Annotated in this window: 19 protein-coding genes and 1 pseudogene; 14 read left to right on the plus strand and 6 right to left on the minus strand. The window is 55.7% G+C overall.

Going from position 1 to position 25,511, the window contains the following annotated elements; all coding sequences use genetic code 11:
- Nucleotides 1-16: 16 nt before the first annotated feature.
- The gene (locus Poly21_RS25470) at nucleotides 17-1,123 is read right to left on the minus strand and encodes an alkene reductase (protein ID WP_146409892.1); all 1,107 of its coding nucleotides are present in this window, start codon (nucleotides 1,121-1,123) and stop codon (nucleotides 17-19) included.
- 176 nt (nucleotides 1,124-1,299) lie between these two features.
- On the opposite strand from Poly21_RS25470, the gene Poly21_RS25475 reads away from it, so the two are divergent.
- The 5 genes and pseudogenes from Poly21_RS25475 (at nucleotide 1,300) to Poly21_RS25495 (ending at nucleotide 7,620) form a co-directional block, all read left to right on the plus strand.
- Nucleotides 1,300-2,955, plus strand: a complete 1,656-nt coding sequence (locus Poly21_RS25475) for an FAD-dependent oxidoreductase (RefSeq protein WP_146409893.1) — start codon at nucleotides 1,300-1,302, stop codon at nucleotides 2,953-2,955.
- Nucleotides 2,956-3,309: 354 nt separating this feature from the next.
- A pseudogene (locus tag Poly21_RS25480) lies at nucleotides 3,310-3,649 on the plus strand (transposase); the annotation flags it as partial.
- 444 nt (nucleotides 3,650-4,093) lie between these two features.
- The gene (locus Poly21_RS25485) at nucleotides 4,094-5,047 is read left to right on the plus strand and encodes a TVP38/TMEM64 family protein (RefSeq protein WP_146409894.1); all 954 of its coding nucleotides are present in this window, start codon (nucleotides 4,094-4,096) and stop codon (nucleotides 5,045-5,047) included.
- A 315-nt stretch (nucleotides 5,048-5,362) separates the two neighbouring features.
- A complete protein-coding gene (locus tag Poly21_RS25490) occupies nucleotides 5,363-6,106 on the plus strand; it encodes an EF-hand domain-containing protein (RefSeq protein WP_146409895.1) in 744 nt (247 codons plus the stop codon).
- Between the two features lie 68 nt (nucleotides 6,107-6,174).
- A complete protein-coding gene (locus tag Poly21_RS25495; protein ID WP_146409896.1) occupies nucleotides 6,175-7,620 on the plus strand; it encodes a hypothetical protein in 1,446 nt (481 codons plus the stop codon).
- Nucleotides 7,621-7,826: 206 nt separating this feature from the next.
- On the opposite strand, the gene Poly21_RS25500 is transcribed toward Poly21_RS25495, so the two are convergent.
- A complete protein-coding gene (locus Poly21_RS25500) occupies nucleotides 7,827-8,441 on the minus strand; it encodes a DUF3124 domain-containing protein (protein ID WP_302120621.1) in 615 nt (204 codons plus the stop codon).
- A gap of 337 nt (nucleotides 8,442-8,778) precedes the next feature.
- Between Poly21_RS25500 and Poly21_RS25505 the strand changes: the two genes are divergently transcribed.
- The 7 genes from Poly21_RS25505 to Poly21_RS25535 all read left to right on the plus strand — a co-directional run bounded on the left by Poly21_RS25505 (nucleotide 8,779) and on the right by Poly21_RS25535 (nucleotide 17,915).
- Nucleotides 8,779-9,531, plus strand: a complete 753-nt coding sequence (locus Poly21_RS25505; RefSeq protein ID WP_146409898.1) for a hypothetical protein — start codon at nucleotides 8,779-8,781, stop codon at nucleotides 9,529-9,531.
- 155 nt (nucleotides 9,532-9,686) lie between these two features.
- Nucleotides 9,687-10,106 carry a GNAT family N-acetyltransferase gene (locus Poly21_RS25510; protein ID WP_146409899.1) on the plus strand — a complete coding sequence of 140 codons (420 nt, stop codon included), beginning with the start codon at nucleotides 9,687-9,689 and terminating at the stop codon, nucleotides 10,104-10,106.
- Nucleotides 10,107-10,348: 242 nt separating this feature from the next.
- Nucleotides 10,349-11,404 carry an N-acetyltransferase DgcN family protein gene (locus Poly21_RS25515; RefSeq protein WP_146409900.1) on the plus strand — a complete coding sequence of 352 codons (1,056 nt, stop codon included), beginning with the start codon at nucleotides 10,349-10,351 and terminating at the stop codon, nucleotides 11,402-11,404.
- A complete protein-coding gene (locus Poly21_RS25520; RefSeq protein ID WP_146409901.1) occupies nucleotides 11,401-12,438 on the plus strand; it encodes a dipeptide epimerase in 1,038 nt (345 codons plus the stop codon). Before Poly21_RS25515 ends, Poly21_RS25520 begins: the two co-directional genes overlap by 4 nt.
- A gap of 216 nt (nucleotides 12,439-12,654) precedes the next feature.
- Nucleotides 12,655-13,656 carry a DUF1593 domain-containing protein gene (locus Poly21_RS25525; RefSeq protein ID WP_146409902.1) on the plus strand — a complete coding sequence of 334 codons (1,002 nt, stop codon included), beginning with the start codon at nucleotides 12,655-12,657 and terminating at the stop codon, nucleotides 13,654-13,656.
- Between the two features lie 439 nt (nucleotides 13,657-14,095).
- On the plus strand, nucleotides 14,096-16,465 hold the full coding sequence (locus Poly21_RS25530; protein ID WP_146409903.1) for a PSD1 and planctomycete cytochrome C domain-containing protein: 2,370 nt from the start codon (nucleotides 14,096-14,098) through the stop codon (nucleotides 16,463-16,465).
- A 10-nt stretch (nucleotides 16,466-16,475) separates the two neighbouring features.
- Complete coding sequence (locus tag Poly21_RS25535; protein WP_146409904.1) at nucleotides 16,476-17,915, plus strand: DUF1501 domain-containing protein; 1,440 nt, start codon at nucleotides 16,476-16,478, stop codon at nucleotides 17,913-17,915.
- A gap of 186 nt (nucleotides 17,916-18,101) precedes the next feature.
- Here the strand turns inward: Poly21_RS25535 and Poly21_RS25540 are convergent, their stop codons facing one another.
- Both Poly21_RS25540 and Poly21_RS25545 read right to left on the minus strand, forming a co-directional pair.
- A complete protein-coding gene (locus Poly21_RS25540; RefSeq protein ID WP_146409905.1) occupies nucleotides 18,102-18,827 on the minus strand; it encodes an SGNH/GDSL hydrolase family protein in 726 nt (241 codons plus the stop codon).
- Between the two features lie 91 nt (nucleotides 18,828-18,918).
- On the minus strand, nucleotides 18,919-20,544 hold the full coding sequence (locus Poly21_RS25545) for a sialidase family protein (RefSeq protein ID WP_302120626.1): 1,626 nt from the start codon (nucleotides 20,542-20,544) through the stop codon (nucleotides 18,919-18,921).
- Nucleotides 20,545-20,950: 406 nt separating this feature from the next.
- On the opposite strand from Poly21_RS25545, the gene Poly21_RS25550 reads away from it, so the two are divergent.
- The gene (locus Poly21_RS25550; RefSeq protein WP_146409906.1) at nucleotides 20,951-22,171 is read left to right on the plus strand and encodes an NHL repeat-containing protein; all 1,221 of its coding nucleotides are present in this window, start codon (nucleotides 20,951-20,953) and stop codon (nucleotides 22,169-22,171) included.
- A 160-nt stretch (nucleotides 22,172-22,331) separates the two neighbouring features.
- On the opposite strand, the gene Poly21_RS25555 is transcribed toward Poly21_RS25550, so the two are convergent.
- Complete coding sequence (locus Poly21_RS25555; RefSeq protein ID WP_146409907.1) at nucleotides 22,332-23,168, minus strand: sugar phosphate isomerase/epimerase family protein; 837 nt, start codon at nucleotides 23,166-23,168, stop codon at nucleotides 22,332-22,334.
- A complete protein-coding gene (locus Poly21_RS25560) occupies nucleotides 23,158-24,342 on the minus strand; it encodes a Gfo/Idh/MocA family protein (RefSeq protein ID WP_146409908.1) in 1,185 nt (394 codons plus the stop codon). The genes Poly21_RS25555 and Poly21_RS25560 overlap by 11 nt, the downstream gene beginning before the upstream one ends.
- An 86-nt stretch (nucleotides 24,343-24,428) precedes the next feature.
- Here Poly21_RS25560 and Poly21_RS25565 point away from each other — a divergent pair, with 86 nt between their 5' ends.
- The gene (locus Poly21_RS25565; RefSeq protein ID WP_302120629.1) at nucleotides 24,429-25,442 is read left to right on the plus strand and encodes a helix-turn-helix domain-containing protein; all 1,014 of its coding nucleotides are present in this window, start codon (nucleotides 24,429-24,431) and stop codon (nucleotides 25,440-25,442) included.
- Nucleotides 25,443-25,511: the final 69 nt, after the last annotated feature.

Consider the following 25,511-nt stretch of genomic DNA (forward strand, 5'->3'; position numbering starts at 1 on the left):
TAGCGACCATCGCTGGCTATGGAGAGCTTGAAGCGTATGGCATCATGGGATAGTCGACGTACCCTTCTGGACCTGCCGAATAGTAGGTATTGGAATCGGGAGCGTTTAAACGCGAACCGATGCGGAATCGTTCTGGCAAGTCTGGATTGGCAATGAACAGTTGGCCGAACGCTATCGCATTGGCCTCGCCATTGCGGATCGCGGCGGCCGCAGACTGCTTGTCGAATCCACCATTTGTCAATAGTTTCCCGTGGTACGCTTTGCGAATGTAGGGAGTTACCCGCGGCTCATCGGCATTGAAGATTCGACCTGGCTTGATCGCTTCCGCGGTATGCACATAAGCCAAGTCGTATTCGTTCAGAATCTGTCCGGCGTACGAGAATAATGCGATTGGGTCGGAATCACTCATGCCACCCTCATTCATCGTTGGACTCAACCGGATACCCGTCCGATCAGACGCCCAGGCGCCGCATACCGCTTCGACGACTTCACGCATAAAGCGAGTTCGGTTTTTGATCGAACCACCGTATTCGTCTTCTCGATGGTTCGATGAACTGCGAAGGAACTGGTCGATCAAATAACCATTCGCAGCGTGGATCTCGACGCCATCAAAACCAGCAGCGTGCGCCCTACGAGTAGCCGTAGCGTAATCATCAATGACGCCCCAGATGTCCGCAATCGTAAGCTCTCGTGGCACCTCGTATTGCTTTTTACCAGCAGGGGCGTGAGCCTCACCAATTGGAGCAACTGGGCTGGGTGCGACCGACAGCTCACCCTGGTGAAAATCAGAATGGGATTTGCGGCCCATGTGCCACAATTGCAAGAAAATGCGGCCGCCATTGGCATGCACTCTATCAGTCACACGCTTCCAGCCGTTAACTTGCTCCGAAGTGTAGATGCCGGCCGCACCCTGCCATCCGAACCCTTGCGAGCTGATCGCGGTCGCCTCGCTGATAATCAACCCAGCCGACGCACGTTGTGCGTAGTAGTCCGCCATCATCTCGTTCGGAACACGGTCGCTGGCTCGCGCTCGCGTCAACGGTGCCATCAAGATCCGGTTTGGTAGCTCGAGCATTCCAATCCGCAACGGCTGAAAGAGAATGTTGTTCTCATGTGGGTCCATCGAGTTTGCCTCCTGAGTTTAGATCGCCGCTCAGAACACTAAGCGTTGACGGGGGACAGCACGTCGACTTGGCTTGGTCCGTGACCACTGAGCACGCTTAGATTCATAGGCAATTGACTGGTTTCTGGATCATCTTCTGTAAACCATCGCTAACGGGACCAACTCGGGACTTTACCATGAATTTCAGCAAGCAAATCGCTTTCCCGGTGCTAGACCCGCCGCAGATGCAATCGGTAGCCGAGATTGGCGAACTGGTTTGCTTTTCGCCTAATGAACAAATGATATCGCAAGGTTCCCGAGACTACCCGTTCTACGTCATCAAATCCGGCGAAGTCCGGATCGTGGAGCTGGTTGGGGACGTCGAGAACCCGATCACAACCCACCGAGCAGGCCAGTTCACCGGAGACGTCGACATGCTAACTGGCCGCTCGGCGGTCATCTCCGCATTCGCGAACGGTGCCGTCGAGGCTTATCAATTGTGCGCAGTCCGCCTTCGACAACTGCTCAACGAATGCCCACGCTTTAGCGATCTGCTACTCGATGCGTTCCAGGCGCGACGCGAACTTTTGCCCCATACTCGATTCATGGGCATCCGTCTGATCGGAAAACCGAACACGCACGAGACCATGCGGATGCGTGAGTTTCTCTACAAGAATCATGTCCCGCATACTTTCTTTGACGCAAACAATGCGGAAGGCGTCGAGCAGTTGAGAATCCTCGGTGTCTTTGACAAGCCACTACCGATTATTCACTGCAATGGCCACACCGAAGTCGAACCAACAATCGAGAAGATCGCAAGCTGCATCGGGATCTCACGGGACATCGACAGTCAGCTTTTTGATCTAGTAATTGTGGGTGCCGGACCAGCGGGATTGGCGGCGGCAGTCTACGCGTCCTCGGAGGGAGTGAAAACACTTGTCGTCGACGGAGTCGGACCAGGTGGACAAGCGGGAAGCAGTTCAAAGATTGAAAACTTCATTGGCTTTCCGTCCGGAATTAGCGGCGGTGACTTGGCGAATCGAGCTTACTTGCAAGCACTTAAATTCGGTACGCAATTTACGGCCCCAATTACTGTCGACGAAATCTACCAAGACGAATCCGGCGAGCACCGCTTGAAGCTATGTACCGGCCAAGTCGCGCGAGCACGCTGCGTTCTAGTTGCGACCGGAGTAAGCTATCGACAACTGGATTTACCCGGATGCCAACGTCTTGAGGGCGCGGGCGTTTACTACGCCGCAACTTCGGTCGAATCGCGTGTTTGTGAGAATTCCGTGGCAGTAGTCATCGGCGGAGGCAACTCAGCCGGTCAGGCCGCGATGTTCCTGGCACAGAGCGCAGCGCAGGTGAAGATGGTGAACCGAGGTGCCGATCTGTCGGAAGGCATGTCGTCGTACTTGAGTCAGCGCGTGACGAACCATCCGAAAATTGCATTGATTCCCAAAAGTGAGGTCGTCCAGATTCACGGAGATCGCTGCGTCGAAGCAATCAACATTCGAAACTCACGAACCGGCGATACTACATTGCACGCGTGTTCAGCCCTATTCATATTCATTGGCGCAACCCCGAACACGAAATGGCTTCCGCCTACGATTAAGCGAGACTCCAATGGGTTCATACTCACTGGATCTGCACTTCACGATTTGTCACATGGAGCTGAACTGAGCTGGCCCTTGGACCGCGCCCCATATGACCTAGAGACGTCCGTGCCGGGCATACTAGCAGCCGGCGACGTTCGATCGGGAACAACCAAGCGATGTGGCTTCGCCGTTGGTGACGGAGCGCTAGCGGTAACCTGCGTGCATCGTTACCTAAACGATCTCGCGTTGAGGTAATCGACTTTTTTAGAACGCATCAAAGAGCGCAGCGACGCCGCCTTCGAAATATGTGACGATTATTGCGATATGACGTGGCTTGCACGGTCGTGATGGTGTGCTTGAACGTCGGGCAATTGCTCAGCGGTTCGGTACTGCTGATCGGATCCAACGCGCTCCCAGCGCCGGAAAATGCGATGAAGTCGCATTACTGAGACATGCGTGCAAGGGGGATAGATTGGGACAACTAGGCCAAACGCTTGAGTGAGTGACGGCAAGAAGCTAATGCTACAGCGTTAACTGGGGTTGTAGCGCGTCGGTGCTTTGCCTGAAAATGGCGGTTTTTGACCTTGTTTGCCGCACGGAGGTTTGGGCATGGACATTGATGAGTTGGAGCAAGTCGAAGATCAGCTTGATACTTACCTTGCTCGCTTTGCCGACTGTTTTGGGCAGAGCGGTACTCGAGCTCATCTGACGACTCACGCTCGTGGACAGCTGTCGGACCTGGATACCAAAAGCGTCGAACCGATTGCCCTGCAAGCCGGCACGAACTCTGCAAGAAATTCTCGCTCAACATCGATGGAACGAAGACGTTCTTCGCAGGAAGCGGATTCACATCGTCCGATATGAGCACATCACCGCCAACACGGTCGCGATTATCGACGAAACCAGAGACATCAAAGAAGGTGATAAAACGCTTGGCGTGCAACGACAATGAGCGTCACCGGATCATCACGTCGCTGAGCTACTTGTTCTTGTCGGGAACCTGTAACCAGGCGCGGTAAAAAAATGCGGAGTGGACAATTCATTAAATTCGCGATGCGATCGTTGTCAGTTGATCTCTTCCTTGCGAGAGTCGTCGCACCTTGCTTGAACAGGTCGCCTCGCGAATCAGTTACCATCACGCTCGCAACACCGCGGCCCGCCTCGGCCATACACGAACAAAGCTCGAAACATACGCTGCGTTAGGAATCAGTCCCGACACCATCACACGATACTGATGGCCGAAGACTTAACCCTGTGGCGCCAGGTTCGCGGCTTTCCAATGCAGGTATGTAGAAAATTTCTGTAAGGACACTCTGATTCTTGCGTCGACTTGGTATACCAGCAGGACCGTGGTTACGCGACTGCGAGCGAACGCAATTCATAGGCATCCATCATGGCAACGACCGATCCCCCGAAGTCCCAACGTGATCGACAAGTCCTGGAGCAGTCAGTACGCGGACGCGACGGCGCTCATTCGAACAAGCTTGTGTGGGTCATTCGCGGGGTTTCGATGCTGTGCATCCTTGCGGCACTCTTGACAATTTTTCGTTCACTCCCGTTTGACCAAGCCATGTCTGCGGTCAAGGACTGGATTGCCAACCTGGGTTTCTGGGGGCCGCTCGTCCTGGCCCTGATGTACATCATCGCAACCGTGCTATTTGTTCCAGGCACGGTCCTGACACTGGTCGCCGGCGCGATATTCGGACTGGGCGTCGGAACTGCAGTCGTATCGGTTGGATCGACACTGGGCGCCTGCTTGACCTTTCTGATCGCTCGCTACGTGGCCCGCGACAAAGTCGCAGCAATGGCGAGCGGCAATCGCCACTTTGATGCGATTGATCGAGCCATCGAAGAAGGCGGCTGGAAAATTGTCGGCTTACTACGTTTATCACCGGCAATCCCCTTCAATGTCCAGAACTACCTGTACGGCTTGACGCCTGTACGGTTCTGGCCTTACGCAGTGACCAGTTGGATTGCGATGCTTCCCGGTACCTTTCTGTACGTGTACATCGGGCATGTGACCGGGGCAGCGGTGGGCACCGATCGTGATCGATCACCAGTCGAGTGGGCGATGCTCGCGGTGGGCCTGCTGGCGACAGTGGTCGTGACGATTTATGTCACTCGATTGGCAAATCGAAAATTGCAGGAACAAGTACCCGAAGCCCCCCAGAACGACGGGCCGGCTGTAGGCGATTCATCGTCAACAAACGTGCAGAAGGCTGCCAGCACGCGAACCACCGTGATCATGGCGAGCGTCGCACTGACACTCATTGCGACCGCAATCTACACATACCTCAACGCGGAGATGCTGGAACAAAACTTGACAAGTCTATTTAGGACGCCGTGAGTTAGATTGCAGGCAACGCATTCCACGAAGGCCGCAGGGCCAGCAGGGGCGGTGGGGTGACGCTGCAGGCGACTTCTCGCGGGAACGGGGGTGCTGCTCGTTCAGTGGTCCGCGTAAGGAGGCCGGCCACGGAAAACGTAATCACTGCTTTCGCCACGCCGATAGCCGTCCTCAATCTGTGTTTCCGCGATCGCATGCTGCCGATTCGATAGCGTCCTCATTTTATAGAATCTTTCTGAATTTCCTGTAGATGTTTTTCTGTAGCAGGGTTTAAGGCTAGGAACCCTCCTCACCGAAACTTCCACAGGACCCATCATGAAGCGTTTGCCTCTGCTCACTGTATTCTGCATGATCGCTTTGTCGTTGAGCGATTCTCCTGTCAATGCCCAGCCCCCCGGTGGCCGTCTCGGTCAAGCAGGCGGACGTCAAGGCGGTCCTCAGAGCGGTGGATCAGCCGGGCGCGGGCAGCACATGGGTGGCTCCGAAACTCAACCAGTACCGCCCCTCATGCGCGTCTTTGACACCGATGGCGATGGCGAACTTTCGTCGGAGGAGATAGACGCTGCTGCCAACGCCCTGCGAAAGCTTGACAAAAACCGTGATGGAAAACTGACCGCCGAAGAACTACGCCCAGCCGGACCCAGGGGACAGCAGGGCAGGCAAGAAAGGGGACGAGCCCAAACGGGCCAAAGCCAGCGAGGCGGACGTCTGGGCGGTGCCGGTCGACCAGGCGGCGGACCTGCTGTTGGCGGACCTGAGGTTGGCGGACCCCTGGGGGGAGGACGACCGGGTGCCGGCGGTGATCGAGACGGTGATCCTGCTCAGGCCGACGCGGCGTTCGCAAGTGACATTCTAACCTTTGACGAAAACAGGGACGGGGCCCTCGATAGGTCTGAATTGCCTGAGCACATGCACAAAGCATTTGAAACCGCGGACGCCAACAATAATGGTGCGCTCGACGACGCCGAGCGACTCGTACTAGCATCCCAGTTTCGTCGCAACAAACTCAATCCGACCGGCAATGCACCTGTGAACGCGCCGACGCAAGGTCGACGCTAGTCAAGACTAGATTTCATTCAATATTCGTAGCCATCCCCTACTCCCTCTCTAAAATCACGGGTTCATCCATGAAACGTCCCACCATGCAGACCCTGTTCTCCTTCGTGACCTGCCTGGTCATTTCGCTGAGTTCCAACACACTCAAGGCGCAACCTCCGCAGGGCCAACGACAGGGCGGCCAAGAGTTCGGGCAGGGTCAACGGGGCGCGGGGCAGGGTCAACGGGGTGCGGGGCAGGGTCAACGGGGTGCGGGGCAGGGTCGTCTTGGTCGGAGCGGAGGGCAAGCGGGAAACCAGCGTGGTGGGCAGGCGTCGCGGAGTGGACGCCCTCGCGATCGCGATCGCCCCCGTGACATTGAATTCAGAGAAAAATTTCCAATCGGAGCTGAACTCCCCGTAGAACTGAATGTCTACAACGTCGATCGGGAACTGGTGCCAGTCAATAGCATCTTTAAGTCGAAGTACACCGTGATCGTCGGTGGCTGTTTAACGTGTCCCGAATTCCGAAATTCCTACCCTGAGATCGAGGCCGTCGCTCGCGACTTCCGGGACCGAGGCGTTGATTTCTACTTCCTATACCAATCACTGGCACACCCTGAGAACTGGGGATTCGTACAGCCATCTTCGATTGAGGACCGCTTCGCGCAAGTCGAACATGCCGAGGAGCTCTTGCAGACCCAAATCCCATGGTTGACAGATCCGATCGATAACCAGCTGAAAACCTATTTCAACCTAACCCCGAATTCTCAGTTCGTATTCGATCGAACCGGCAAAGTGGTGCATCGCGATTCATGGGGTCGTGGTTCCAGCCTGCGGGAGTCCCTGGAGGATCTGGTCGGAACGCCGGACACACTGACCACAGTGGAAGACTTGAATCTCCCTCGCTTCGAACGTCACCTCACACCCAAAAGCGAAATACTCGTGGAGCGACTTAGCGTGGATGGCGTGGCTGTCCCGTTACGAGTCGAGTCTGGCGGCGAAAGTAACTCTGTTACCACATTGCGCTCGATTGATTTCAATCCGGCCAACCACTATGTGAAACTTCGTCCCGAGGCAGACCAGAACCTGATCAGGACCGGAACCGGACAGCTGTATCTTGGTTTTCGCCAAGACCCAGTTCTGGGCGCAAGTTGGAACAATCTTGCTGATCCACCAGAGTACAAGCTGATTGCCAACGGGGCGGCAGTCTCGCCCGCGACCGGGCATTCCAAGCGTTTAGAAATTGAGTCGGACAGTGAGCCACGCGAGTTCTTGGTCGACGTGCAGGATTGGGATGCGAACGAACCGATCTTGGTACAAATCCAGTACTTTGCATGCAACAAAGAAAAAGGTTGGTGCAAGTCGGTGCAGCAGGAATTCACGATCTGGCTGGACAAAGACGAATCGGCGGGATTGGTCAACGGTCGAAGTCACTTTCCAGGCGGTCAAGGTGGCGCACGTCAGGGTGCTCAACGCCGCCCCAGCGCAGGTCTAAGGCCGGCCAGGCGCCCAGCACAAAGACCATTTGGTCAGTAAAATACGTCGGGCCCTCACGCTTGACGTTACTTACAGCGATGGGGTCGCAGATTGCAGACTTAGGCCGCCTTGATCTTCGGTGAGTTATCATGTGAAAGCGCACATGCACAGCCAGCCTTTCGAAGTCGAGTTGACCGACGAGCACCTGCGGAAATCGAAACCGGGCAGGGTTTCGTGTTTATCGACGACGTCTACATCTCGCCACCTTATTCCATCTCCGTAGACGGTGATCCGCTTGTCGCTAGTGGCTCACGATCAACTTCACGTATCACTCTTCCGCTCCTTGCGAACGAAATCCCTTGTTTTCCTGTCGTGTCAATCATGACCGCCTCGATGATGGGTTCGGAAACCGGCGTCGCCGCAACCCAGTCAACGAGAAAATTAGCGCCACTGCCACCCGTCGCGTCGTCGCGTTCGACGAGTATCTCGGTGGTGCCCAGCGGCCCCAATGTCACGGGCTTTCTCAGATACGATTTGACTTGCTGTCCCTCGGTGTCGAAATAACGAATGCTTCTCACCACGATGGCGTTCTCGTCACTCGTGTTTCGCACGCTCATCGTGATCGTTAGCATGTGAGGCTTGCCGTCTTCGTGATAGATGTGCGAGTAGGCAGGAACATAGACAACCTGACCTTGACTGATTGAGAGCGCAACTTGATCGACAAATTGGAACTGCGTATCTTCGCTGGATTCGACGGGCGGTTGGTAATGCAACGTGGCCTCAAATTCGTCCAATCTCTTGTCCATGTAAGCCGCATAAATGAACATCGGTATGAGTGGCACGCCGATCACCAGTCCGACGATCAGTTTAAACCGAAACATGAAGGACTCTGCTTGTTCGTGAGTTAGGCTCTCCGGCATGTATCTTTCCTATTCAGTACGGTGTTCGCTAGAACTTCCAGCATTTTGACTTCCGTGAGGTACAACGTTTGGTGAATCTCCAGAAGTTCAATTCAAAAACTTTCTGGCTCGTTGTGCCCAAGTTGCCTGCTCATTCTAGCCGCCCGAGGCAAGTTTCCGTATCCCAAGCTCGCCCTGAGTTTTCGCAAAAAAATCTCAGCCTCGGATCTACTTTTCGCGCAGGGCTGATCGGCGGAAAGGCTCCTGCTGAGAACATTGCTTTCTCCAACATCGCTCTCACTTCACTAAGACTCGACCAATGTCTGATCACTCGACAATCAACAAACCGCTACCAACGAAGTGTTTTTTGTGGGGACTGATCAGCTCAGTGGTCCTCGGCGCGGTCCTTGGGATCGTGTTTATTCTGCGCGACAAGTGGGGATGGTTTGAAGTGCAAGTCATACTGACGACGGTCATCGTCGCCGTGACAAGCCTGTGTGGACTCGCGTGCGATTTGTCGCGCACACCGCGCGGTCGCAATCTGCTACCCATGTCCGGTTTGGTGTTCGCGATCGTGTCGGCGGCCTTGATGCTCATTGGAATATGGGGCCAGGTTGACTCCGAGATGTTTTGGAAATTGACGGCTTGTGTCTCCACTCTTGGCGTCGCGACGGTGCATGTCTGCTTATTGTCGATTGCAAAGCTAGCGAAGCGATTTCAGTGGGTCCACGTCATCGGCAGCCAGATCATTTTCGGGTTCGCATTGCTGCTGTGTGCGGTGATGCTTGCGGAGATTGATTCGCAAGGCATTTGGCGGTTGATCGCAGCGACTTCGATCGTGATTGGTGCGCTCAGTTTGACCGTCCCGATCCTGCACCGCATCAGCAAACTCGATCGCCTGGGTGAAGATCTCTCTTCACCGACCGAAGAACGCAACCTCGCGGCGATCGACGATGAGATCGCTCGATTGCAAAATAGAATTGCGCAGCTGCAGCGAGTTCGCGAGTCGCTTCCGCAGTCGCCAACTGCGGAGCCACAAGATCTCGTTCCCAAACTCCGCCCAACGCCATGAACGATTTTATTTGTACGTCAGATGGGACCATTGTCTCGTCCGCGACCTCGCTTCTCCACGCTCGGGACGATGGTCCCAGGCTACGAATCCAGCAAAATGCCGCATGAACGACGTTCACGGCGCGGTAGTTGAAATATTGCAAACAGAGGTCAGCAATGAAATATGAAATTGAACCCGAACTGACGGCCGCGGAGTTCATCGACGTGTTGAGACGATCGACGTTGGCGGAGCGGCGACCGGTGGACGATGTGGCACGGATCGCGAGGATGCTGGACGGGGCTGACTTGGTCGCGACGGCGCGGGATGCGGACGGAACGCTGGTTGGCGTGTCTCGGGCGATCTCGGACTTTGCCTACTGCACATATCTATCGGACCTGGCGGTTGATGTCGCGCGCCAGGGTCAGGGGATCGGTCGGGAGCTGATTCGCGTGACTCATGAGCATGCCGGGCTGGCCACTCGTATGATTCTGTTGGCGGCTCCGGCGGCGGCGAGCTACTACCCCCACATTGGCATGGAGCGGCACGATTCGTGCTGGATGATTCCTCCGCGGGAAAACAAGGTTCATCCGACTTAAACGTATTTCGTGTTGACTGACACACCGACCTAACAGATTCTGAACGTCTATCGTTCGTCATCGTTTAACATCAAGAAGAGGTTCGGTGCGTGCGCAATGCGGTAGCGGTAAAAGGAATTGCGAGTTTGCGCACTCCACGGCAGCGAGTATCGGGGTAAGATTTCCGCACGGCTTCATGCCTTCACTGCCCACCGTGTCCATCTCCGACGCCGCGGGAATCATCCACGTGCGACTCAGCAAACATGACTTCGAACGAAACACTCAAAAACTATCGACGCATTGTGCTGTTGACCGATGGCCACTCAACTCCCTTTCTCGCCAAGACGGCTATCAGCCTCTTGCGTTATCGACACGAAGACATCGCTGCGGTGCTCGATACTGAGCTGGCGGGCAAGCACGCCCAGGAGGTGTTCGCGACCGGCGAAGGCATTCCGATCGTCGATTCGATCATTCCTGGAGCCGATTCCATTTTCATCGGCATTGCCCCGCCTGGTGGAAAACTACCGGGGAATTGGCGACCGGTTCTAAAACAAGCGTTGGAACGCGGGATCGACATTGTGTCTGGTTTGCACGAATTTCTTGGAGACGACGCAGAGCTGCGGACGCTCGCCAACGCATCGGGTAGCCAACTGATCGACGTTCGACGAAACACTGAAAAAACAACAGCGACGGCCGCTCCGTTTCGCGATGGCTGCTTGCGAATTCACACCGTTGGCCACGACTGCAGCGTCGGCAAGATGGTCGTCACGTTGGAAGTCGAGCGAGAACTACTGCGAAGAAACCACGATGCCCAATTTCTCGCGACCGGACAGACCGGCATCATGATTGCGGGCGACGGCGTACCGATCGACTGTGTCGTGGCGGACTTTGTCAACGGATCGGCTGAAGCATTCGTGCGGCGGAACGAACAGCACGATTTTCTGCTGATCGAAGGCCAGGGTTCCATTTCGCACCCAAGCTTTTCTGCGGTCACGCTGGGCTTGCTGCATGGAACCGCCCCCCACGGCTTGATCTTCTGCTACGAATCGGGTCGCGAGAAAGTAAAAGGATTGGACGATGTGCCATTGTTGCCGACGAAACGTTTGATTGAGGCTTACGAACTTGCCGCGTCGCTCCGGCAGCCCTGCAAGGTGATCGGAATTGCGATGAACGGACGTAGATTGTCGGCCACTGAAGCCGCCACCGAGCGAGAATGTGTCTCAGCTGAATTTGGTTTGCCGGTTTGCGACGTGTATCGGGACGGGACGGCGCCACTGGCTGATGCCGTGGAACGTCTTCGAACGGAGATGTACGGATGAAGCTGCGTTTACATCGATACGATCTGCCCCTCGAATTTGAGTTCACCATCTCCCGAGGCTCGATCAATACACAGTCTTCACTGATCGTTGAACTGGAGCACAACGGGCACCGTGGTTTCGGCGAGGCGACGGCCAATGAGTACTACGGGCATACCGTGAACTCCATGTCAGAATCGATTCTGGCGTGTCGTAGGGAGATTGAGTCTTTCGAGTTCGGCAGACCTGAACAGTTGTGGCAGGCCTTGCAGCCTTCATTCGCGGAAGACTCCTTCGCGTTATCGGCGATCGATTTAGCAGCGTACGATCTATTTGGCAAACACAGCAGACAGCGGACGTTTGAAACGATGGGGCTCGAGTGGAAGCACATTCCAGAATCGAGTTACACGATCGGAATTGACGAACCGGAGAAGATGATCGCTAAGTTGGAGTCGCGTCCAACGTGGAGCATCTACAAAATCAAGCTTGGTTCTCGGCACGATGTCGCGATCATTCGTGCCCTGCGAGAAAAGACAGCGGCGACTCTACGTGTGGATGCAAACTGCGGTTGGACTGTGGACGAAGCCATTTCAAACTCACACGAGTTAAAAGATCTGGGCGTCGAGTTTATCGAACAACCGCTACCCGCCGATTCGTCGCGGGAGCAGCATCAGCGTGTCTATCAAGAAGCAGCGCTACCGATCATTGCCGATGAAAATTGCCTGGTCGAAGCGGACGTTGCGAAGTGTGCCGGGATTTTCCATGGTATCAATGTCAAACTCTGCAAGTGCGGCGGACTCACTCCGGGATTGAGAATGCTCCGGCAGGCACGCGAATTGGGATTGAAAACCATGGTAGGCTGCATGGTCGAAAGCTCCGTGGGGATCTCTGGCGCCGCGCAACTTCTGCCGCTGCTCGACTACGCGGATTTAGATGGTGCTGAACTGATTTCCGACGACATCGCTACGGGAGTTGTTGTTGACAATGGCCGTATCCGATTAGCACAGCGTTTCGGCAGCGGCGTTGAACTGAAAAACAAGCATAACGAGAGAACATAAGGCTCATCCGACGGAAGCGTGCGCCGGAGATTTTAGCGGCATGCTTTAAAGGAGAGTCCACTGTACTGCGGCGCATGCTTCGGTCGGCTAAGCCGAATTTGAGCGATGGTACTTTGATTTAAGCAACTAGAAGAAATATCGGATTGGCGATGTGAGATTTGAACCGATTGCCAAGCCCCAAAAGCATTTTTAGTTTTCCACCCGGAACGTACTCCCATGAAAACCGTCTCACTTGCCGTTCTGCTGGCTATTGCAATTGGTTGTTGCCGGGCGGGCTTCGCCTCACCTCCTGGCGGCGCCTTAGACAGCGATCGGCGCGGCGATCCCTACAGCGAGAAGCCCCGTGTAATTGTCTCGACAGATATCGGCGGATCGGACCCTGACGATTTTCAATCGCTGGTGCATCTGCTGTTGTACACCGACGTTATCGATGTCGAGGGATTGATCTCATCGCCACCGAACGCGGGGCGTGTGAGAGACATTCGGGAAGTGATCGATGCCTATGCGAGCGATTACGCGCGCTTAAAACGGCACTCGAACGACTACCCCACTCCGAATGCGTTACGTGTTGTGACGAAGCAGGGTGCTGTCGATAAGGCACCGCACGAAGGTTGGAGCAAGCCAACGGCTGGTTCGCAATGGATCGTCCAGCAAGCGCAGACCGCTGATATGCGGCCGTTGTGGATTCTCGTATGGGGCAGCATCACGGATGTTGCCCAGGCGGTCCATGACGAGCCTTCGATAAAGGGCAAAATCCGGGTGTACTCGATTGGCTCGTGGAATACCAAGCTCGACTCTGCCGCCCGCGATTACCTTTTCAACAAACATGATGACTTGTGGTGGATTGAGAGCGATACCACGTTTCGAGGCATGTACATGGGCGGAATGCAAGACGGCGAGTGGGGCAATGACCGTTTCGTTCAACAAAATGTGAAGGGTCATGGGTCGCTAGGCGATCTTTTCGTCAGGAAGAAACGTGACATCAAAATGGGAGACACACCATCACTGCTGTACTTGCTTCGAGGCAACGCCGACGATCCTACCGAGCCGCATTGGGGAGGCGCGTTCGTCAAGACTGATCATGGGAAATACTTTTGGACCGACAATCCGGATCAAATCTTATCGATTAACGAACGAGCCGGCGCGAAAACCGTTAGCGACTGGCGTCGTGAATATCTTGAAGACTGGAAAAGTCGGATGGATCGATTGATCGAGTGAAATCGATCAGTCTGCCCTCAGCGAGGCAGATGTTCACAATCGCAGCCCAGCAGGTGCCACGATTGCTGCCGCATTCGGGTTCACAACCGGATCGTTGATGTCTCAGGCAATTCGCCAGCATTTTGGCACCACGCCCGGCGAATACCAACGCCGAGACGGTGCAACGTCAGTGGGCCGAGTGGAAAACCGAAAGTGATTTACGCAGCTGCGAATTGCTAGTCACCTTCAATCACCGAACCTGATACCGGTTATCATGGCAATTGCGCCGATGGCCGGTCGCTGGACTCCGCCGCAACACAGGGACCGAGCGGAGATATTTCAGCGGCAAAGGATTTAGTTTTCGTTCGGTTCACGGTGCCCCTCAGTGCGCGGCATCGTGGTACTGGAAATCGTGGCGTTCGGTTGTCTTCCGACTTCGTTCCCCTCTCAGCGAATAGACATGAAGGTCCTTCCTTTGACTTTTCCGTTTCACGATCGCTGTACGTTCGTGGCAATCTGCTTGGGATTGTTCAGCAGCAATGCGTTCACGCAAGAGACAAATCCGTCTGCTCAGAAAAGTGATATCGGCACGAAGTCTCAAGAGACACCTGCTGAACCCGTTGACTTCCTTGGCGAGATTGAGCCGATTCTGCGGGACAACTGTTACGAGTGCCACGCCGGGACCACCGAGGAAGGTGGCCTGAACCTGGGCATCAAAGCCAGAGCGTTCCAGGGTGGCGACAGTGCTACAGCAATCGTCGCGGGCCAGAGCAAGAAGAGTTTGCTTATTCAATTAGTATCCGGCGTCGACGAAGATCGTTTGATGCCGCCCGAGGGAAATCGGCGGCTTACCAAAGCGCAAATCAGTCTGCTCCGAGCGTGGATCGATCAAGGCGCCCATTGGCCCGATGACGCGGACGTCGTTGATCCGAAGCTAGATCAAGCTAAAACACACTGGGCGTTTCAGCGACTCACGTCCGTCGATCGACCATCGCGGCAGTCGGACGACCACTGGTCGAAAGGACCGATCGACCGATTTGTGAGGCGGAGTCTCGACGAGGTTGGCATTCAACCATCGCAACCTGCCGATGCACGAACACTGGTGCGAAGAATTTATTTTGATCTGATCGGGTTACCACCGACACTGGAACAAGTCAGCCAATTCACGACCGCTCATTCAAAGAATCCCGACTCAGCCGTCGAGAGCCTCGTGGACCGACTGCTGGCGTCACCTCGCTATGGCGAGCGTTGGGGCAGGCACTGGTTAGACGTGGCGCGTTATGCCGACAGCGATGGACAAGAAGCCGACAAGGACCGTCCGTATGCATATACGTATCGCGATTTTGTCATTCAAGCGTTCAACGACGACATGCCCTACGACCAGTTCGTGCGCTGGCAGATTGCCGGTGATGAATTCGAGCCCGACAATGACGCTGCGGTTGCGGCGACGGGTTTTTTAACGTCCGGGCCGGCATTTAAGTTACCCGATTCGTTTCTGGAAAGCGAACGTCTGGCCAATCGGTACAACGAGTTGGATGACGTGATCTCAACGCTGGGTTCCGGTTTCTTAGGACTCACCGTTGCGTGTGCTCGCTGTCACGATCACAAATATGACGCGTTTTCGGCGAAGGAGTATTACCAGTTGATGGGCGTCTTCCACAGCGGAGACCGCGTGACGGCCAAGTTACCCAGTGGAAAAAAGGCATTTGTCTTCCAGGACTTTGACCATCAACGTCGAACGACTTGGTTGTTTCGCCGCAGCGACGTCTACGATCGCGAAATCGAAGTCGATATCGGGTTTCCTGCGATGTTGTCATCCGGCGCAGAGGCGAAGGACTACTGGCAGGAAGCCAAGGCTGCGTACAGCGAGATTGGCGAAGCGAAAAGCACGTTGCAACGCCGCGCCCTCGCCGACTGGATCACCGACACGGAGCATGGCGCCGGGGCACTGTTGGCTCGGGTTATTGTCAACCGAGTTTGGCACCATCACTTTGGCAAGGGCCTCGTGCGCACAACAAGTGACTTTGGCGTGCAAGGCGACGAGCCCTCACACCCCATGTTGCTCGAATACCTGACGACCGAGTTCATTGACAGCGGCTGGAAAATCAAGGCGTTGCACCGACTCATACTCACCAGCGCCGTATGGCAGCAGGCCAGCACGCGAGGTGCTGCGGACCCGCGGGGCTCGGAACGGGATCCCGCCAACAATTTGCTGTGGCGGATGACTCCCCTGCGTATGGAGGCCGAAGCGATGCGTGATGCGATGTTGGCAGTTAGCGAAACGCTTAACCTGGAAGCGGGTGGACCTGGATTCAAGCCCTACATCTCTCCCGAGGCTAACCTCGCTCGAAACATTCAGGGGGAGAGCTATCCCAAAGACGCCCAAGACGACGCGACCACACGGCGGCGCAGCGTCTACATGTTCCACAAACGACTCATTCCCTATCCTATGTTTCAGGCGTTTGATCGCCCGGACTTGATGACCACTTGTGCTCGCCGGCAAAACACCACCGTGGCACCGCAAGCCATGGTGATTCTAAACGATCGCCTGGTCCGCACCGTCGCTGGCGACTTTGCAAGATTGCTGGTTCGGAAGCAAACGGGTAGATCGGAGGCGGGCGACTTTGAGCTCAAGCCGATCATTGAACGGGCTTTTGAAACCGCGTTTGCCCGCTTGCCCACGACCTGGGAAATAGAAACCTCGATCCAATTTGTCGAGGCACAGACAAACGTCCGAACGGAACGAGCGGAACAAAATGCACGCATCGAGGCGCTGACAGACTTTTGCCAGTCTCTGTTCGGACTGAATGAATTCATCTACGTCAATTGAGTGAGCTGACATGACTAAAACTTCACAGTTGTTTCCATGCGGGCGCGTCGCGAATTTGCTCAGTCGCCGAGAGTGGCTTTGCAAAGCGGGCGCCGGCGCAGGATTGATTGGCCTTGCCAATTTAATGGCAGAGCAAAATCTCTTGGCTGCGCCGCAATCGGATGGTGCAACCGATCCGGTGACGTCGCTGGTTCCGCGTCCAGGCCATTTTCCGGCTCAGGCGAAGTCGGTGATTTGGCTGTTCATGGAAGGCGCCCCGAGTGCTGTCGACATGTTCGACCACAAGCCTGAGCTCGACAAACGAGACGGTGACACTACCAATATCCAAGCATTTTTTGGCAATCCTGGACCGTTGATGAAGTCGCCGTTTTCCTTCCGGCAGTATGGCGAATGTGGACAGTGGGTTTGCGACAAGTACACCAACGTCGCCAAACATGTCGACAAGATGGCACTCGTCAAATCGTGTTACAGCGAATCGAATGACCACGTCCCAGCGATCTACCAAATCAATAGCGGCTTGCCTCGTCCAGGTTTTCCCACCGCCGGGGCCTGGGCAACGTATGGTTTGGGCAGCGAAAACCAGGATTTGCCAGGCTACGTGGTGCTGGGCAACACGCAGGGAGCCAAAGGCGGTCCGCATAACTGGGGCGCTGGTTTCTTACCTTCGACATTTCAGGGCACGCTATTCCGATCCCAGGGCGCACCCGTCCTCAACCTCAGCCGGCAACCAAGCGTTACGAAGCAGGACCAGCGAGCGCAGCTGGATCTGATGGCCAAACTGAATGACGAACACATGCGGCTTCATACCCGGGACGCCGAGTTCGCAAACCGCATGCAATCTTTTGAGTTGGCGTTTCGAATGCAAAAAGAAGCCACCGAAGTCGTGGATCTTTCGCGAGAGACGCCGGCGATGCATAAGCTGTATGGTATCGATCAACCCCGATCCCAGTCGTTTGGATCGAAGTGCTTGATGGCCAGACGACTTGTCGAAAGCGGTGTTCGGTTCGTGCAGGTTTACAGCGATGGCGAATGGGACGCTCACAACAACCTGGAGGAGAACCACACACATCATTGCGCGGCCACGGACGTGCCCGTGGCCGGTCTACTGGCCGACTTGGAACAACGCGGACTGCTCGAATCCACGCTTGTGATCTGGGGTGGCGAATTTGGCCGCATGCCGATTTCGCAGAACGGCAAAGGACGTGATCACAATCCAAAAGGCTTTATGCAGTGGATGGCTGGCGCGGGTATCAAAGGAGGCGTCAGTTACGGTGAGACCGACGAGATCGGCTACGAAGCCGTTGAGAATCCCGTCAGCGTGAACGATCTTCACGCCACGATTCTTCACCTTCTCGGACTCGACCACGAACGGCTGACATACTTCCATAACGGCCGCAGCTACCGACTTACCGATGTCGCCGGCGAAGTGATCCAGGAGATTCTGTCCTAGCAGGCTATTGGTCTCCAGGAGGGCTATAATTTTCAGTGATGCCACGCCAGCAAGATCTGCCGGAATCAATGCGGTTCATCCGATGGCGAACTCGGCTTGGAGACAGAATGCATTGCAGTCGAGTCACGAGTCAGGCCTAAGGCTATCCCCGCTGGGTCGGTTGGCGTGCACCGCGGAAACTTGCACTCATTTCCCCGTCACGCCGGCCTGCTCCTGAATGGCTGCATAGATCGCAGTGGCGATCGCCTGCATCCCTTTGTCGCCGGGATGGGCGGCGACGCCTGCATGTTCAAATGGTTGCTCCGCGCTCGCCTGATTTGACTTGTCATCACCCAGTTCGGAAATATCAATAAAAGTAGCTCCTGCCTCCGCGGTCACCTGGCGCATGATGTCATCCTTCGTTGAATTGGGCCAGAATGAACTGCGAGCGAAAATTTCCGGGTCACCATGCTGCTGAATCGTAGCAATGAGCTGGGCGAACGCATTTGCAAACGCTGCCTTGGCTTCATCCGTGGCCGGCGTGGTCACATTTTCTCCGATAGCCACGATCACTAGGTCTGCCTCAAAATCCAGCTCGTCCTTGAATTCCTCTTCAATTTTAAACGTGCCGTACTCACGTTCAAACCGAGCCATGTTGCGAACCATTATCTGAGGCTGGCGTCCACTCGCTTGAGCAATGTCCGCAGTTAACAAGTGAACGTAATCGTTCTTCGCGGCGCTGGCGGCCATTCCCCAATTTCCCGTCCAGCCAATTTTTGGCGCCGGTCCATGCAAGGTGATGCTGTTTCCCAGGTACAGCACCTTCCCAACGGACAACGAACCGATCTTCGGCTCCCCAACCGGAGGATCCGCTGCATACCCTGTTACGCAGGCAGCGACGGAAATGAAAACAAGGGTCATCACAAACTTCATATGGAGATTCCGAGTTGGAACTGAAGGCGGCATCGGCGTCCGACTTGGTACAGTAAGCCGATATGTTAAAATTGGAATTTAAAAGCAACGACTATTTTTTGGGCTCGCCGAGGCTGACAGGCACGAGTTCCCATGTTGGTTCTGGAATCTCCAAAATCATGACCGCCGTGTCAGGAGCTTTTCCAGAGTAGAAGGAGACGTAGTGATTGGCTCCCATCACGGTGGAATTCACATTGCCGGAATCCCAGGTAATCGGACTACCGGTGGCAACAGCCTCCGAAGCCGGCCAGAGAAGCGGATTGTCGAAGACGACGTCGGGATCAACGACTCGACGCCGTAGAATTCCCCGGCCACGTTCGTAGTAATAATTGCTCAATAAGCCCGTTTCAGCGTCGAGAATAAGGCTGGGTGTTGAGGCCAATATGTCGCCTATGTTGGTTTGCTCCCGCGTCCACGTGAGACCGTTGTCCGTGGAGACCAGCTGAAATTGGGACGGCCCGGATTCCGTCCTCGCGATGGCAAGGATTTTCCCATCGCCGAGATAAACAGCTGAGGGTTCCGTAGGCCAATCCGCTTTCATCAGCCCGGACTCGACCGGAGTCTGTGTCCAGGTGGCGCCGTCGTCGGCGCTGGTCATCACGCCCCACGAGTGAACCGCTTGGTCACTATAATTTCCCGCGAACCACAAGGCCATCAACCCAACCTCGGGGACTTCGAAAACGTCTGTTACCTGCATGGGTGGGATGGCCAGTTTCGGCGACGCGATGAGCGTGAACGTCACTCCATCTGTGGTGCGGTAGAGGTCGTGATGCCGCTCCTGGCCGACTCGCCGTACCCAGAGCAGCATTGCCCCGGAGGAATCCAGCCCCTTGCCGACGGTGACCTCGCCGTAGCCGGGTGTGTTGGCGACCACCGTTTCCGCCGTCCACGTTTTCCCGCCGTCGGTGGACGTACGCGCATAGACCGCCCGGGCATCTTCTCCAATCGTGTGCTTGGAGCCTCGGCTGTACGTGCATACCAGCTTCTCACCGATGGCCTGAGTCATCGGCCACGAGTTGTAGCCACTCACGTCCTGCACGACATGAGGATCAGGAAGACCGTATAACGGAGTCACCTTCACGACCGCCAAACCAGTGGGCCGGGTGAACGTGTCACCGGGGAGGCCGGGCTCGCGCTGAATCCGCACCGTCAGCGGCTTGGTGGGGACCACCTCGTAATAGGACTCCAAAACGATCGATCGAGAATAAAATGGACCAGGGGGCAGCGGTGTTCGCACGGGCTTGCCCAGCGCGTGACGCGCGGAGAACGGAGCATCCTCCACCAGCTGCGACAAATGGACTCGGTAAACATCCTCCAAGTCAGCCCTGGTCTCGGCATCAGTAGAGGTCACGACGATCTCGACCTTCACCGCGACGCAATCGCGCGGAAGGCCGTTGACAATGCCGGCCACCGATTGGCCTACACTGCCTCCGGATAAAGACCACACGGGAACGTGAGTGGAACCATGTGACATCACTACGAGAGAAGGCTTACCCGTTGCGATCGACAAATCATTGGCCGTCAGATAGAGCGGAGACGCCGCCCCGCTTTTAAAACTGGGATCCTCAATGGTTTGTGGATCTTGCGCGATAGCAGCAGCCGGTTGACCGACCAGGACTGATACGGTCAGGACGAAGAGCATGCGCGACAAACAGAGATGTGCTGGTAAGAATTTCATGGGGGGGACCGGGGGCGGGACGCCGTGCGAATCGCCGTCGCCACGAGCGAGGCGGGAAATTGCGCAGCGATTAGGTGGGATCAGGCTGAAATCAACCAGACGTTGTCGTGTCAGCCGGACAGATCGCGCGTTGCAACCAGCTTCCACACCGGGCGGTATGGCAAGCCGGCCAAGGACGGATCATCAATGGAAGTGATTCTACCAGATCGGGCTCGTGGCGTGCTGACGCAAGGATTCATGCCGGCACATCGCACCGGGTCCCGTGATATCAATCATCACTCGACTTTCCTGGAGCGAGATGCTTGACAGTCAATCAATCGCCAGCGCTGATCAGGTAGACTATTGGTCGACATCGCATATTCCACGCATGTCGGTTTTCAAACCGCGAACAATCTAAACGCCATCCATGATTAACAGTCTTTCAGTCCCGCTCGCGTTACTCGTCTCGGCCATTCCGACTCCAAAGCTGTGCACACAGGCCTCTGTCACGCCTGTGATTCGCACGCTCGACACCAGCGATCTCGTAAGAGGGCTACCAGCGAATCCACACCTATTCCGACCGCGAGCCGCCACCGCGTCCCATCCTCAAGGACACGTGCTCGTTGTTCAGAATCGCGTCCCAGTCGATGTCGACTCTGCAGAGTCATCCCAATCCCCGGAAGCCATTGGTGGCTCCCGCGATCCTGTACCGTCGCCGAACATCCCAGGCCAACTGCATTGCCCATTCGGAGTCCAGTTTGACAGCGATGGTGTAATGTGGGTTGTCGAGTACGATGGCGGGCGCGTGCTCAAGCGGAACGTCGACGGCAGCTTCACAACGGTTGCGGGGCAAAGTCAGGCAGGTTACGTCGATGGCGTCGGCAGCGATGCCAAGTTCAACCAGTTGCACAATTTGGTCATTGCTCCCGATGGGATGATCTATCTTTCCGAGCACATGAACCATGTCATCCGTAGCCTGGATCCCAAAACCGGTCGGGTAGAAACTTTGGCAGGTTCAGGTGCCCCGGGTTTTTCCGGCGACGGTGACAACATCCGTCAGCCGGGTGCGACCCCAGTGCGATTCAATCAACCCATCAGCATTGCACTGTCCCCCGATGGGCAATCGCTGTTGATCGCAGATATCGGCAACCGACGAATACGGGAGCTCAGCTTAAAAACAAACTCACTCCGCACCGTGGCTGGGAACGGCAAGCAGGGTGTTCCCATTGACGGAGAGTTGGCGACGGATTCGCCGCTCGTGGACCCCCGCGCAGTCGCGTTTGATGCCGACGGGAACTTTTATATCGCCGAGCGAAACGGGAACGCGCTACGCGTGGTGCGTGACGGTCGCATCTACACTCTCGCTGGAACCGGTAGAAAGGGTAAGCAAGATGGCCCGGCTTTGCAGGCAACCTTTAACGGTCCTAAGCATATTGAAACCGGTCCGGACGGACGAGTGTACTTGGCCGACGACAATAACCATTTAATTCGGATCTATGATCCGCAGACCCGAACGGTCAGCACTCTCAATACAACTCCCTTTGAACTCAAACGTCCCCATGGCGTGACTTGGTATCGGGACAGTCTGTACCTGTCAGACAGTTTCCACCATCGTCTTATCAAGATTCCAGCCCCTATGAAGAACTAAATCCGATCCAAATCCGAGTTTTGGTTTGTAGGTGCCCCACACCAGTGCCTCACCTGACTGCACCAGGTGGACCCCGCCCCGCGACAACTAGCGGGCGGTTGGTTCTCTGGCCATCGCACCTCTAGCGGTTGTCCTTCTGGGCGTCGAATTCAACATGTGTTTAGCAACGCGCATACCGATCAATGATTTCGTCGAGGAAGGTCTGTTGGTCTCGCGACCAATGTTCATCGGAGAAAATTTCAACTTCGTTCCAACCGGCGAAGCCAGCCGCGTCCATCATATGTCGAAATCCTTTGATGTCGATGCAACCATCCCCCATCAAGGCTCGATCATTGAGTAGGTCGCGGGTTGGGACTCGCCAATCGCACAAATGAAACGCAAAGAGAGCTTCGTTTGCGCCAATCAATTGGATCTCACGTTGCAAGTTTGGATCCCACCAAACGTGATAGACATCGACAGCGATTCCGAGAATGGGTTGTCGAATTGACTCACAGATCTCACGCGCCTCGGTTAAGCGATTGATGCAACTCTTATCCGCAGCGTACATCGGGTGTAACGGCTCGATCGCCAATCGGACGTTTGCTGCTTTCGCATCGTCGATAAGAGCTTCGATCCCGTCTTGTACCCAACCTCGCTGTCGGTCCAGTGACTCACCCGGAGTCGCTCCGACGACGAGCACCAGCATCTCGGCCGATAGTTCTGCGGCGGTTTCAATCAGTGTGCGGTTGTGGTCGATCCGCTGCTCTCGTACACGTGAGTCGGAATCACAGAAGAAGCCGCCACGAACTAGCGCAGGGACTTGGAGACCGGATGCCTGCACCGCGCGGCTTGCCGCGGTGGCGGACATTCCTTCAATCGCTTCGACCCAAATGCTCACACCTCCGATACCTGCCGCCGCGTAACGTTCCAGTGCAACTTCGAGTGGCCACGCCTTGGTGGTGATCGTGTGAATGGCCAGCCGATCGCGAGTGGGTTCGTCGGTGGAATTATTTGACATTGCTAGATCCACCCTCGATCGAAATCCACTTTTGCTCGTTTGCTGAGCGAGCACCCGCTTCAGCCAAACGCACGCCCGCGGCCGCGGACGCTAGCGTCCAGGGGAATTCCGCATCGCCGACACAGTGACGAATGAACAACTCCCACTGAACTTTGAATGCGTTGTCATACTCTGTTGTGTTCGGCATCTGCTGCCAATTGTCGTAAAAATTGATGGGCTGCGGCACGTCAGGATTCCAGGTCGGCATCGGTGTCACAGATGCCCCTTGAATCCAGCATTCTCGTAGCCCTGCCACAGCCGATCCTTCCGTTCCATCGACTTGGATCGTCAACAGATCATCACGTCGAACGCGTGTCGTCCATGAACTGTTGAACTGGCACGTGACACCACTCTGCAACGCAAAAATCGCGTAAGCGGCGTCGTCGGCGGTGCACCGGTAGGCCGCCCCCGACTCGTCAATTCGTTCAGGAACTTCGGTCGTCGCGTGGGCCAACACGCGTTCGACAGGGCCAAACAAATCATTGATCAGGTATTCCCAGTGGCAAAACATGTCGATCATCATGCCGCCACCATCTTCGCTGCGATAGTTCCACGATGGCCGCTGGGCGGGCTGATCGCCATCATGTCCGGTAAACACCCAGTAGCCAAACTCACCGCGAACACTCAGCATTTTTCCAAAGAACCCTTGGTCCCGGAGCATTCTCAGTTTGCGGATTCCGGGCAGCCACAATTTATCCTGAACCGCACCATTCTTCACACCGGTTTGGTGGGCGACCTCGGCAAGCTGAGCGGCGGTGTCTGGATCAATCGCGATTGGTTTTTCACAGTACACCGATTTTCCTTGTTGCATTGCTTTTCTCAACAACTCCGGTCTCATTTGGGTGCTGGAGGCATCGAAAAAGATGTCAACGCTCTGGTCCTCGAGCACCGCATCCAGGTCAGTCGTCCACTCGATGGATCGACCGATTTCTTCAGTCGCCACCGTCACGGCGAGCCGTTTTAGCTTTTCCGCGTTGCGACCAACCAAAATTGGCTCGATCGGTTGCCACTGCCCCGACGAAAGCTGGACGCCACCCTGACGAATGATGGCCAAAATGGAACGGATCAGATGTTGGTTCGTTCCCATGCGCCCGGTGACGCCGTGCATCGCAATTTTCAGAGGTTCCAGGTTCATACTTCATGCCGTAGGAGGTGGTCTGGGCGGGTGGCGATGCCGGAATCAAGGAATGAGCACGTCGAGACTGGTTCGACGAGGCGGACATGATTGCGTCATCAAGTGATCAGTCAACTCAGCATACAATCACTGCGCAGAATAGACTTGGCGATTTGAGCACGAAGGACTCGCGTTTTGGGCAATACCTGGCACAATGGGGCTTCACCCTGAGAATTTGCGATCCCATCAACCTGCACACGGCCTCCATGCCTCCGGTACGCCCCATCGGCTCGACGACTGAGACACGCAATACGCCAGTGCCGCCAGATATGCGTCCGAGCGGCCTATGGGTATTCGAAAGCCGGCATGCCGAATCCTTTGCGATGTCCGTCACGCAACACACATTTCTGAAGTTCCTGTGGATTCGCGAGGGCCGAGCAAGGATCGAGTTTGAGACCGATTCTCTTGATTGCGAATCGGGCACTCTCGTGATCGTTCCGCCTCACACCACTCACCGAATCGTCGACTCCTCCGACGCCCCCGTCTCTCTGTTTGGACTCGGATTGGACACGCAAGAATTACGATGTGTCGAACCAGTACTGCCGCTTTATCAAACTGGCGTCTACTCAGGTCAACGGCTGGGGACACTTCGCATTGAGCAGCACTTTCGCAGGCTGCTGTATCTGGTCGACCAAGACGAAGCTACGAGTCAGTTCGCGTCCGTTGCTGCGGCGTTGGAGTTACTCTCGGAGTTAGCGCTGAAATTGGCTCCCGCAAAAGCAGCGAGTGGCACAACGAACAAACCGTCAGGCGACCCGATGCTTGAGGCTTATCTCGAATGGCTCCAACGCAACTTTTTTGAACCCTTGACACTCGACGGGGCGGCGAGGGCGTCAGGTATGTCTCGCCGCACATTCACCAACCAGTTCAAAGCGAGAACAGGGATGACGTGGCTGGAGTACGTAAACGGACTGCGTATCCGCCGAGCGGAGGAGCTGCTCGCCGACGCCGATCGAAAAGTTTCCTCGATCGCTTTTCAATGTGGCTTTGATGACGTATCCACTTTCTACCGTGCCTTCAAACGAATCACCGGCCGGACACCGGGAGGCGACTGCGTTTAAGACCAACTGGCATTGCCGGCTGGAACAACAAGAGATCTTACCCGCGAGTCTCGCCAACGGCGTTTCTGA

It is taken from the genome of Allorhodopirellula heiligendammensis (genome assembly GCF_007860105.1).
Classification (GTDB): Bacteria; Planctomycetota; Planctomycetia; order Pirellulales; family Pirellulaceae; genus Rhodopirellula; species Rhodopirellula heiligendammensis.